The sequence below is a fragment of the Ensifer sp. M14 genome, assembly GCF_003355565.1.
Classification (GTDB): domain Bacteria; phylum Pseudomonadota; class Alphaproteobacteria; order Rhizobiales; family Rhizobiaceae; genus Ensifer.
In genome coordinates this window covers 1-11246 of record NZ_QJNR01000005.1, presented here as the reverse complement: position 1 = coordinate 11246, position 11246 = coordinate 1, and the positions used below count along the sequence as shown (strand labels likewise).

Genomic DNA, 11246 nt, shown 5'->3' with positions numbered 1-11246 from the left:
CCGCCAAGTTTTCAGACCACTCCTACTCGCCATGTGTTCAAGCGCCACGGGATAGCTGCCCGGATGGGTGAAGAGTCGACAGGGGCTTCAGTTCTGCCGACAGACCGGTCCGCAGGGGACGCTCACCCGACTTCTACTTTGATTCCGACGCATGCGGTCAATCCTGAATTGACAAATTTGGCGCCCTGTAAAGTTGGAGTCGCACGAACTTTAACTTTATGCCATGATGTCAAACATGAGTGGACAATCAGAGACAAAGCTAAAGCAGCTTCTCCAGCAAGTCCCCCCTGGCTTCCTGGTGGATTCGGGGTGGATGGCGCGTCATGCCATCTCGCGGCAGTCCGTCTCAGGCTATGTCAAACAGGGCTGGCTCGAGCCGGTCATGTCGGGTGTGTACCGCCGCCCGTTTTCCTCGGACACCAATCCAGAAGCCGTCGGAGGCTGGAAAATACCCCTGCTCTCGGCCGTCTGGCTCATGCGGCATGAATTTCATGTCGGCGGGGCGAGCTCGCTATCCTTGCGGGGACATGCTCATTACCTGTCGTTCGGCGGCGAATTCGCCCTCTATCTGTACGGATCTGATATCCCGCCATGGCTATCGAAGCTGCAGACGGACGCCGAGGTGAAGACCAGGAGCAACGTCCTGTTTGGCGAAAGAGTGGTCGGCGTCGAAAACGCAGATTTCGACGTATCCAACGACGAGGATCCGGAGCTGGCACAGAGTCCGTGGCGCTGGCCGATGCCGATGTCCTCTCCCGAACGCGCGATCCTCGAAATGCTCGACGAGGTCCCAAAGGGAGAAAGCTTCCACAAGGTGGACGTGGCGTTCGAGAGCCTCGCCAATCTGCGCCCGAGACTGCTGACGACGCTCCTCACCCTCTGCCGGAGCGTCAAAACCAAGCGCCTCTTCTTCGTGTTTGCCGACAAGCACAATCATGCCTGGCGTCGGCACATCGACATCGCATCCGTCGATCTCGGCAAGGGCGACCGGGCGCTGACGCCGGGCGGCCGGCTGCACCCGATCTATCGCATCACAGTCCCGGCCGACTTGATACCAAAGGAGGCCCCGGATGGCCCGTGAACAATACATGCGCCAGGTCGATCTCCTGGTGCGGACCCTGAGAAATCTGGTCCGGTTGTGGCGCGTGAGACGGATGTATTGAAAGCCCAGGCGACCTCCTTTCGGCAAATATCACCGAACTCATTCTTGCCCTCGATAGTGATCGTCCATTCCACTGCCATCGTCGCCTCCCTCATTGAGGCAACCGAGATGGACCAGCCGGCACTAAAAATTCGTGCGCGCCCCAGATAAATTACCGGTCTCTTTTCCGGCGCTCCTCTGCTGCCCTTCGTGCGAGTGAATGGCCACTGGTGCCGCCCCACCTTACTGGTGTCGATGCGATGGTGATCGAGGCCCGACCTTTCGGGAATCTCTCCTAAAGCTAGAAGCAAGCTTCAGTGCGAAAAGTAGACAATCATCCTGAGGTGGCGGTGCTCATCAGCAATGAGCGTCTCGTGGGCGAAATCGAGCCGCGCGCCATTTAGATCGAGGATAGCGCCAATGCCCCTACTGTAGCTGTCCATGCCAGGTAGCTCGAACCACCGTCGGAAATCAGGTGACAGCTTTTTCAGATCATCGATCAGTGCAAGCATAGTGGGATCGTCGGGGGCGGTTGCCAGATCGCTGCGGAACTGCGCGAGGAGCTTGGGCGCATCCTCACGCCATTCCGGCAGGCGACGGCGCAGTTCGGGGTCGGCAAAGACCAGTCGCATGACGTTGCGCTCCGTTTGCTCTCGGCTGGAAAAACCGAACAGGCTGTTAGCCGCCACATTCCACGCAATCACATCCCAGCGCAGATTGATGACATAGGCGGGTCGCGTGACGAGATCCTCCAGCAATTGCTGGATTAGCGCGCCGACTGATGGCCATTGATAGGCTTCGGGCGGAGGTGGGCGACGATGGGCCAGCAGAAAGAGATGGCTGCACTCGGCGTCGTCCAGTTTCAGGGCTTTCGCTACCTTGAGCAGAAAGCTCTCCGACACCTGTATGTCACGGCCCTGCTCGAACCATGTATACCAAGTGAGCCCGATGCCCGCCAGCGCCGCCACTTCCTCACGCCGCAGGCCTGGCGTGCGGCGGTGTGCCGTGGTGGCCAGGCCGACATCGGCGGGCGCGAGCTTTGTTCTGTGACGCATCAGGAAGTCGGAGAGTTCGCTTCGCGTACGCGCGAGAGTTCGGCTGGACATGGCGTTGCTCTTTGTAATAGGATAAATTCCTATATTGTAACAGTATTATTCTGCTCCAAAAATCTGCGTCCGACAAGGAGGCAAGGATCTGCCTCCGACAAGGAGGCAAAATGACTTCTCAGGGCAATCTCGACGTTTCTCTTCCCGACGCGGCGGCCGGCGTAAAAACCACAACTGCAAAGGCGGGAGCGCGCGAATGGCTGGGGCTGGCGCTGCTGGCCCTGCCGACCATGCTACTCGGGCTCGACCTCACGCTTTTGCATCTGGCATTGCCGGCATTGGCCGCTGACCTGCAACCGACGAGCACCGAGGCGCTCTGGATCATGGATGCCTATGGCTTCCTTATCGCCGGCTTCCTCATCACCATGGGTACGCTTGGCGACCGCATCGGCCGGCGCAAGCTGCTGATGATCGGCGCGACGGTCTTCGCCGTTGCCTCGGTGTTCGCGGCTTTCTCGACCAGCGCCGTCATGCTGATCGCGGCGCGCGGCGCGCTCGGGGTGGCTGGTGCGACATTGATGCCTTCGACGCTGGCGCTCATCAGCAACATGTTTGCCGATCCGCGGCAGCGCGCCCTTGGTTTCGGCGTGTGGGCGACCATGTTCGCGCTCGGCATGGCGATAGGGCCTGTCGTCGGCGGTCTGCTGGTTGAGCATTTCTGGTGGGGGGCGGCCTTCCTCATCGCCTTGCCCATCGTCGGGCTGCTGCTTTTGCTCGCGCCCGTCCTACTGCCCGAATACAGCGCTCCGCAGAATGGGAGACTCGACCTTATCAGCGTCGGTCTGTCGCTCGCTGCCATGTTGCCCGTGATCTACGGCATCAAGCAGGTCGCCAAGGACGGCTTCGGTCCCGGCGCAGTCGGAGCGATCAACGTGGGCCTCGTCTTCGCCATTCTGTTCGTCCAGCGCCAGCGCCGGCTTGCACACCCGCTGCTCGACTTGAGCCTCTTTGCCAACAGAGCCTTCAGCGTGGCGCTGATAGTGCTGCTCTTCGGTCTTGTACCGGTGGGCGGCACCATGTTGCTCGTAACCCAATATCTGCAGCTGGTTGCCGGCTATTCCCCGTTCGTGGCGGGTCTCTGGATGGGACCGCCTGCGCTGGCGATGGTCGCTGCCGGCATTGGCGCGCCCCTTCTCGCACGGCGCGTCCGGCCTGGTTTCGTGGTGGCGGGGGCGCTCGCCCTGTCTGTCGTGGGCTATCTGATGCTCACAAGATTGGGTGTCGGGGAGACGGAAGTGGGTGTTGCCGTCACCGGTTTCTCGCTTGCCTATCTGGGGCTTGGCACCATCGCCGCGCTTGGCACCGACCTGGTGGTTGGATCGGCGCCGGCCGAGAAGGCAGGATCGGCTTCGGCCATGTCTGAGACGGTGCAGGACTTGGGCGTGTCGCTCGGCATCGCCGTGCTCGGAAGTCTGTCCACCGCCGTCTATCGCACCACGATGTCCAATCGCATACCCGATAACCTTGCCGAAGAAGCGCGCTCCGCAGTTACCGACAGCTTATGGGCCGCTTCTGCGGTGGCGTCAGAATTACCCGCTGGCCTGATTGAAGAAGCACAAGCCGCATTCACGGCAGGCTTCAACGGTGCTGCCATCTTTAGCGCCGTCAGCGTAGTGATCCTGGCCATTCTCGCTGCCGTGGCGCTGCGGCATGTCGGAGCGCTCGGACATTCGCCAGAACGGTCAGGCGAGGAGTAGCCGATGCGTCGTCGGAATTTGAAGGAGGAGTGTGAGACCTTGCCCATCCCATCACTGTTGGGTGGACGCATTCCAATGACGTCACTCGTTCAGACCTTAGCCGTTGCGAGTAACTGACCTTTCGCCACGCAGCGAACATGCTTGGCGTGAGCCAGTCCAGCCTCAGCACGCGGGGGAAGTCGTTAAAGAAGAAACTAGGTATCCTGCTGTTCGAGCGCCATACGTGCGGCCTGCCTCGACCAACTCGACCATGCGGTCAAGACCGCTGGTATGGTGGCGCGCGCGAGCATGGCGGCCTGCGCATCGGTGTAGCGCTTTCCATAGTTGACGATCGCGCCACGGTTCGAACGAATATAGGTCAGGAGTTGCGAACCGAGGCTGTGAAGCGTTGCGATGGAGAAGGCGCCTTCTACTTGTGAGGGCTTCAGCCGTGCCAATAGCCCCTCAAGGACAGATGGCGCGATCAACACGTCCGTGCCATAGGCGCCACTTCACGGCTTTGATCTCCCAGTCGACGGACGATAGAGTCTCGGAGAGACCGGATTGGGATCGTACCATGCAGTCCGCGATCTGCTGCATGGGTTGGACCCGCATGGCAATGTGGAACCAGTCGATAATATGGGCTGTCGGTTTCGGCATGGCGCGCGGCAGGCGCTTGAGGATTTCAGCGCCATCGGAGAGCACGGTGACGTCGCCATAACCGCAATACCCCTCCCGTCGAAGCGCATGCAGAGTTCGATCCCGGATCGCCTTCTGCTCTGTGCTGGCGGTTGCGAAATAGCGGCCGCCGGCATCCCCCCTACCGCCGCGACCGCATCGGGCCACAACAAGCTCGAAGTTGCGCGCTGAATTGGGCTCGGCGCTACGGACATGGGCCGTGTCGATGCTGATGACGAACTCTCTGCGTCGATCACCGGGAAGCGGTGCCATTCTTCCCTTGCAATCTGATCGTCGATCCGCTCGCTGTGGTCGCTCATCTGGCCTTCACTGAGCAGCATGACGATTGGCGGCCCTCATCATCGCAGACCGTATGCAGCTTGGAGTTCAGTCCACCCGCGGAATGCCATGCGCCAAAGGGAAGTGCGGTTCGATCCGCGCCATCTGGCGCTCGCTCAACAAAAACAAATCATCCATCACGGCCTCCTGTCGGAAACCGTGAATCACATCTCAAACGAAATTAATAGGTCCTGAGCCTAGTTCCGACCGGATCCAGGTTCGGCCATCTTGGCATGTTGATGCGCCAGCACGCTCGCGGGCGTGACGTTGGCGACCGCGGCCTGCAGCTTATTTTTCCAACCACTGACGACGTCGCCTTCGCCATCCATCATCGCGTCGTAGCCGATCCTTGCGACGTCGGCCGGATCGTCCTTCTTGGCCTGTCCGATCGACGTGTCCACCAGGTCAGCACGCTTGAAGAATTCGGTCTCGGTGGCGCCCGGCATCAGGCAGCTCATCGTGACGCCTGTGTCTTTCAATTCTTCCCGAAGGGCGAAGGAGAAGCTGTTGATGAAAGCTTTTGTGCCATTATAAACCGCTTGGTAGGAGCCAGGCATGAAGCCGGCAATCGAACCGGTCAGCAGAATTCGGCCCTCGCCGCGACTGCGCATCAGATTTCCGACCTGCTGCACCAGATAGACGGTCCCGACGATATTGGTATCGATGACCTTGCGGGCCTCGGCGAAGTCCTGGTCGAGAAAACCCTTTCCCAGCCCCCTGCCGGCGTTGGCCATCAGCAGATCGACGGAGCGGCCGGACGGCTCGATGGTCTCAAGAAGCCGGTCTACCCCGTCTGTGGTTGAGAGATCGGCTTCGATTGCATCCACCGAGACTCCGAACTCCTTCAGGCTGACCGCAGCCTGATTGATGCGAGTTTCATCGGCTGCGATGATCAGATCGTAGCCGTCCTGGGCGGCGCATTTGGCCAGTTCATAGCCGATGCCCGTCGAGGCGCCGGTGACGACGGCAAGGCCTTTTCCAGCTTCGATTGCCATGTTCATTCTCCCTGTGGTTTGAGGACGACCTTGACGCAACCATCCTTCTTCTCAAGAAAGGTCTTGTAGAGATCCGGCCCGTCTTCGAGGCCGCCCGTGTGAGTGATGATGAAGGACGGATCGATCTCGCCGTTCTGAATGCGCTCCATCAGGATCGGCAGGTAGTGCTGGACAGGCGTCTGGGCCATCTTGAAGGTTAGGCCACGATTAATCGCTGAGCCCATCGGGATCTTGTCCAGGAACCCGCCGTAGACGCCGACGATTGAGACCGTGCCGAAGTTGCGGCAGCAATGAATTGCCTGACGCAGGACATGCGGGCGGTCCGTGCCCATGAAGGTTGCGACTTTGATGCGGTCGATCCGGGCATCCCAGCTTGCGGATGGATCAGATTCGGTTCCAACGGCATCAATGCAGGCATCAGCCCCGCGGCCATTGGTCAGTTCCATGATCCGATCATAAATATCCTTGTCCATATAATCGAGGGTGATGGCTCCTGACTTTTCAGCAAGCGCCAGCCGCTCCGGGACTGTGTCGATCGCAATGACCCGCTCCGCGCCCAGAATGAATGCGGACTTGATCGCCATCTGGCCAACGGGTCCACAGCCCCAGATGGCGATCGTGTCGCCCGGCTGAATATTGCAGAAATCGGCGGCCATATAACCGGTCGGGAAAATATCGGAGAGGAAGAGCACCTGCTCATCGGTAAGGCTTTCCGGAACCTTGATCGGCCCGACATCTGCATAGGGCACGCGCAGGTATTCCGCCTGGCCGCCGCTGAACCCGCCCAATAGATGGGTATAACCGAACAGGCCAGCGGGCGAATTGCCCCACATCTTGGTGACCTTCTCCGGTTTTGGATTCGAGCGTTCGCAGCCGGAGAAAAAACCGCGTTTGCAGAAGAAGCACTCGCCGCAGGCGATCGTAAAGGGCACGACCACCCGGTCGCCGACCTTCAGCTTCTTGTTGTCCTTGCCGACTTCGACGACCTCGCCCATGGTTTCGTGACCCATGATGTCACCACTGTGCATGTCGGGCATGACGCCATTGTAGAGATGAAGGTCCGATCCGCAGATCGCGCAGGCCGTGACCTTGATGATGGCATCGCGACCGTCCTCAATCTGGGGGTCGGGGACGCTTTCGCAGCGGATGTCATGCTTGCCATGCCAGGTCAGTGCTTTTCATCTATTTGCTCCAAGGTCGTGTCTTCTTTTTACGAGCGTCTTGGCTGCAAACGACAGGTGATTAAATTTGTTCCTTGACGATGTGGCCTGTACCGAAGCGCACGGAAGACCACAATTCTCGCAAAAGACCCGACCTGCGGGCATGGCGGAAGGAACTTTGACTGTCGAGAGGTCGTTTTCTTTGCTTCATCAAAGCAAGAGGAGATGTTCCATGCCTCAGGGTGACAAATCCGCATACTCAGACAAGCAGAAGCGCAAGGCCGAGCATATTGAGGAAGGCTACGAGGACCGTGGTGTTTCCGAGAAGGAAGCCGAACGCCGCGCCTGGGCCACCGTCAACAAGGAAAGTGGCGGTGGCAAGAAGTCAGGGTCCGGCCGGGGCCATGCCGAAAACCACGCCTCCTCGGAAAAGGGCGGACGCAAAGGCGGCGCAGCAGCCGCGTCGCGCACCAAGGAAGAGCGCTCGGCCTCAGCCAAGAAAGCTGCAGCCACGCGCAAGCGCAACGAGCAGCATGCGCATCATTAATGGGACACGGCGTCACGACAGTGGCGCCGTTTCTTCTATGGAGGAACGTTCATGCCGAAGAAGAAATCCAAACAGAAATGGGCGCAGGATGTCACTGACAACGGCGATGCGATGGATCTGAAAGGCGGCGTCTTCAAACAGCGCAGCGCCAAGAAGATCGCCGACTCGCTGAAAGCCTCGGCCGACATAGCGACCGCCGCAGCCCCGTGAGCATCAACAGGTTAAATCTGTTGTTCCTAGCTGCGCTGAGAATCGTACTTGCGGAACCCAGAGCGCCCTTCAGGGTTTATCGCGCAGTCCCCAAAAAAGGAGATTGTATGATGGAAGACACTCGACATCCTATTCCGCCCTATCCGGAACAGCAGCAGGAACCACCGGGCAAGACAGTCGAGATGAAACCTGTCCCAGATCATGGTGAGAAGTCCTACAAGGGTGACGGCAAGCTCACAGGCAAAGTCGCCCTCATTACCGGAGCCGACTCCGGGATTGGCAAGGCCGTCGCTATCGCGTTTGCCCGCGAAGGCGCCGACATCGTCATTTCCTACCTCAACGAGGATGACGACGCCCACGATACCGCAAAGTGGATCGAGGAAGCGGGACGCAAGGCTCTTGTCGTTCCGGGCGACATTAAGAACGAAGCACACTGCAAGGAGCTGGTGCAGCGCGCCGTAGACGAGCTCGGTGGCATAGACATCCTCGTCAACAATGCAGCGTTCCAGCGGACCTATGGCGACATTGCCGAGATCACGGCCGAGGAATGGGACGAAACCTTCCGCACCAATATCTACGCACCATTCTTCCTCTCGAAGGCCGCTGCTCCTCACATGAAGCCAGGTAGCTCGATCATTAACACGACCTCGATCCAGTCGCGGCAGCCGTCGCCTCAGCTTCTCGCATACGCGTCCACGAAAGGCGCGATTTCAAACTTCACTGCGGGTCTCGCCGAGACGCTTGCGGAAAAAGGCATTCGCGTAAATGCGGTCGCGCCGGGGCCGATTTGGACACCCCTCATTCCCTCGACCATGCCGCGCGAGAAAGCCGCGAAGTTTGGGGAAAATACCCTTATCGGCCGGGCCGGACAGCCAGCAGAACTGGCGGGTGCTTACGTCCTGCTCGCTTCTGATCTGGGAAGCTACATGACGGGAGCCGTCATTCCGGTAACCGGCGGCGAGATCATGATCTAATACGCACCTGGCCGGCGGCCAACTGGGTCGGCGGCCGCCGTCAACACCTAGTTGTGCGGCATAACAGATCTATCCCCTGAGCCTGCAGTAAGTTCCGACCAAGCCAAACGATAATAGCCTTGTGATGTCGAGCACTCCGGCCTGGATGGCTGGCTCAACCACTTGGTGCATAGGAAGCCAAATGCCGTTCATCAATGACAACCCACAGGGTGGGTTCTCTGACACTCGCAGCGACTGCTGGCTTATCCAGATTTTGCTGCCCCAACTAGATGATGCTGGGGCGCCGTTCGAGGCCAATGTCTATGAACAAGTTCGCCACCGCCTAACGCAGAAGTTTGGGGGAATGACCTTCTATCGACACGCTCCAGCCGAGGGAACATGGCAGGCAAGCTCCAACACCGAACATGATGAGATCGTCCTCGCCGAAATTATGGTAGCTGATCTAGATGAAGACTGGTGGACCGCATACAAGATCGAACTCGAGAGGCGGTTCCATCAGAGCGAAATTGTCGTTCGAGCGATCCCGATCCGGCGGCTATAGCTGTGTTGTTTCTGTCCGTTGACGCATGAAAAGCACCAGAACCAAGGTGAACATCCGCAGCCACATGACGAGGAAAAGCCTGTGGTCGATTTCTTCAATGACTTCACTGAACGGCTCGTACCTACCTCGCATGGCGAGATCCGTGTGCGGCATGGCGGGTCCGGCTTTCCCATCCTCCTTCTGCACGGGTATCCGAGAACAGGCACCACCTGGTTCAAGGTCGCTCCGCAACTTGCGCCTCATTTTTCCGTCGTCTGTGCGGACTTACCTGGGTTTGGGCGGAGCTATCAGCCCGTAACTCTGGCGAATAGTTCGGGAAAGGCGAAGGCGGCGGCATTACACGAGTGTATGGCTATGCTCGGCCATGACAGGTTTGGTGTCGCTGGCCACGACCGTGGCTCATATCGCGCGTTCCGACTGGCGATGGACTTTCCCGAAAGCGTCTCCGGCCTCGTCGTTATGGACGGTGTTCCGATCTACGAGGCACTCAGCCGCGCAGACTGGCGCTTCGCGAAGGGTTGGTGGCACTGGTTCTTCTTTGCGCAAAGCGACAAGGCAGAAGCTGCGATCCAGGGCAGTCCTGACCTGTGGTATCCCGCGGAAGCAGCCGTTGGTGCCGAAAATAAGCTGGATTATCTCGCTGCCACCCGAAATCCTGACGTGGTGCGGGGCATGCTTGCTGATTATCGCGCAGGGCTTGAGTTCGACTACGATGATGACAAACGCGACAAGGATGCAGGGCGACGTCTACAATGTCCTTTAGGAGTTCTTTGGTCACTGCGGGACGACATGGAAAACCTTTACGGCGACCCGGTTAATCCTTGGTCGGAGTGGAGCGACCGGATTGTGCTGCGGCGCGGTATCGAAAGCGGCCATCACATGGCCGAAGAAGCCCCTAATGACGTTGTCGACCAGATCGCGGCCTTCTTCGCGGAATCATGAAATAGAGCTTGAACTTGATGTGGCCGAGCTACCGGACGCGACCCAACATTCGATCGCGTTGACGCAGATTGGTCTGCAAGCTCCGGCTTCTACAAGGTCTTGGTGAGAATCGAAGGCGCGGCACTGCAAAGTATCCCGGCATGCGGCGCGGCATACATCTTGACGATCGCCGCCAACCTTGTTCATTTGGGCAATGTTTAAAGCCGCAAACGCTGTGCAGATCAGAGTTTCTATCGACGAGATCCAGCCAGACGTCTGGCGTCGTCTGGTCCTGCCAGTCCATTGGAACCTGGAGCAGCTGCATTTCGGAATTCAGGCCGCATTCAACTGGTGGAACTATCATCTCTATGAGTTCCGGATTGGTGGCCTGCGGTACGGGGAAGTCGAGATCCTGACAGAGGATGCGACCGATGACGATCCCCGGGTCTTCGATCAGAGCGAGGTTCGCTTGCAGGACTTCGAGCAAGGTGCCGTATTCAGCTATAATTATGATTTCGGGGACGGATGGTGGCACACCGTCGCGGTTGAGGAGTTCCTGATGCTCTCTTCTACGCCCAAACACGGGAGCTGCGTCGCCGGCGAAAGAGCGCGACCGCCCGAAGATGTTGGTGGGGTTTCAGGATATGAGCGGTTCCTGGACACCATCGCCGACCGGGAGGATCCTGAATACGCCGAAACCATTCGGTGGTGCGGCGGCTACTTTGATCCGGAATGGTTCGACCTGTCGATCGTGGACAAGGATGTTCGCAATGCTCTGCGCTCGAATGCCAAAAGGCGGTTGTATCAACCGAAGCCCAAAGCCTTCCCGATGAAATGAGTTGGCTAAATTCAAGGTGCGCCTTGAGAGGAACCGAACCGCCGACTGTTCGATTTGCAACTACTCCGCCAAGTTTTCAGACCACTCCTACTCGCCATGTGTTCAAGCGCCACGGGATAG

Annotated in this window: 12 protein-coding genes and 2 pseudogenes; 9 read left to right on the top strand and 5 right to left on the bottom strand. The window is 58.8% G+C overall.

Features of this window, described 5'->3' with window-relative positions; genetic code table 11:
- The first annotated feature begins 223 nt into the window (after positions 1–223).
- Positions 224–1081 carry a type IV toxin-antitoxin system AbiEi family antitoxin domain-containing protein gene (locus BLJAPNOD_RS21365; RefSeq protein WP_343215819.1) on the top strand — a complete coding sequence of 286 codons (858 nt, stop codon included), beginning with the start codon at positions 224–226 and terminating at the stop codon, positions 1079–1081.
- A gap of 374 nt (positions 1082–1455) precedes the next feature.
- Here the strand turns inward: BLJAPNOD_RS21365 and BLJAPNOD_RS21360 are convergent, their stop codons facing one another.
- Positions 1456–2247: a helix-turn-helix transcriptional regulator gene (locus tag BLJAPNOD_RS21360; protein ID WP_115421414.1), complete on the bottom strand. Its 792-nt coding sequence runs from the start codon at positions 2245–2247 to the stop codon at positions 1456–1458.
- 110 nt (positions 2248–2357) lie between these two features.
- On the opposite strand from BLJAPNOD_RS21360, the gene BLJAPNOD_RS21355 reads away from it, so the two are divergent.
- Both BLJAPNOD_RS21355 and BLJAPNOD_RS36055 read left to right on the top strand, forming a co-directional pair.
- Positions 2358–3944, top strand: a complete 1587-nt coding sequence (locus tag BLJAPNOD_RS21355) for an MFS transporter (RefSeq protein WP_115421413.1) — start codon at positions 2358–2360, stop codon at positions 3942–3944.
- A 137-nt stretch (positions 3945–4081) separates the two neighbouring features.
- Positions 4082–4129: pseudogene (locus BLJAPNOD_RS36055) on the top strand (hypothetical protein); the annotation flags it as partial.
- A 9-nt stretch (positions 4130–4138) separates the two neighbouring features.
- Here BLJAPNOD_RS36055 and BLJAPNOD_RS36050 read toward each other — a convergent pair.
- The 4 genes from BLJAPNOD_RS36050 to BLJAPNOD_RS21335 all read right to left on the bottom strand — a co-directional run bounded on the left by BLJAPNOD_RS36050 (position 4139) and on the right by BLJAPNOD_RS21335 (position 7107).
- Positions 4139–4381, bottom strand: a complete 243-nt coding sequence (locus BLJAPNOD_RS36050; RefSeq protein ID WP_244611033.1) for a hypothetical protein — start codon at positions 4379–4381, stop codon at positions 4139–4141.
- 7 nt (positions 4382–4388) lie between these two features.
- A complete protein-coding gene (locus BLJAPNOD_RS21345; protein WP_115421412.1) occupies positions 4389–4874 on the bottom strand; it encodes a hypothetical protein in 486 nt (161 codons plus the stop codon).
- Between the two features lie 263 nt (positions 4875–5137).
- Positions 5138–5935, bottom strand: coding sequence for an SDR family NAD(P)-dependent oxidoreductase (locus tag BLJAPNOD_RS21340; RefSeq protein WP_115421411.1), 798 nt, complete (start codon positions 5933–5935; stop codon positions 5138–5140).
- Positions 5936–5937: 2 nt separating this feature from the next.
- The gene (locus BLJAPNOD_RS21335; RefSeq protein ID WP_115421410.1) at positions 5938–7107 is read right to left on the bottom strand and encodes a zinc-dependent alcohol dehydrogenase; all 1170 of its coding nucleotides are present in this window, start codon (positions 7105–7107) and stop codon (positions 5938–5940) included.
- 220 nt (positions 7108–7327) lie between these two features.
- Between BLJAPNOD_RS21335 and BLJAPNOD_RS21330 the strand changes: the two genes are divergently transcribed.
- From BLJAPNOD_RS21330 to BLJAPNOD_RS21305, 6 genes and pseudogenes are all read left to right on the top strand, one after another.
- Entirely contained in the window at positions 7328–7642 is a 315-nt protein-coding gene (locus BLJAPNOD_RS21330) for a plasmid stabilization protein (protein ID WP_115421409.1), read from the top strand.
- A 51-nt stretch (positions 7643–7693) separates the two neighbouring features.
- Positions 7694–7842: pseudogene (locus BLJAPNOD_RS21325) on the top strand (DUF3175 domain-containing protein); the annotation flags it as partial.
- 117 nt (positions 7843–7959) lie between these two features.
- Positions 7960–8826 carry an SDR family oxidoreductase gene (locus tag BLJAPNOD_RS21320; RefSeq protein ID WP_173238123.1) on the top strand — a complete coding sequence of 289 codons (867 nt, stop codon included), beginning with the start codon at positions 7960–7962 and terminating at the stop codon, positions 8824–8826.
- A 181-nt stretch (positions 8827–9007) separates the two neighbouring features.
- Entirely contained in the window at positions 9008–9367 is a 360-nt protein-coding gene (locus BLJAPNOD_RS21315) for a hypothetical protein (protein ID WP_115421408.1), read from the top strand.
- A gap of 81 nt (positions 9368–9448) precedes the next feature.
- Positions 9449–10309, top strand: a complete 861-nt coding sequence (locus BLJAPNOD_RS21310) for an alpha/beta hydrolase (RefSeq protein WP_115421407.1) — start codon at positions 9449–9451, stop codon at positions 10307–10309.
- 193 nt (positions 10310–10502) lie between these two features.
- Positions 10503–11126 carry a plasmid pRiA4b ORF-3 family protein gene (locus tag BLJAPNOD_RS21305; RefSeq protein WP_115421416.1) on the top strand — a complete coding sequence of 208 codons (624 nt, stop codon included), beginning with the start codon at positions 10503–10505 and terminating at the stop codon, positions 11124–11126.
- Positions 11127–11246: the final 120 nt, after the last annotated feature.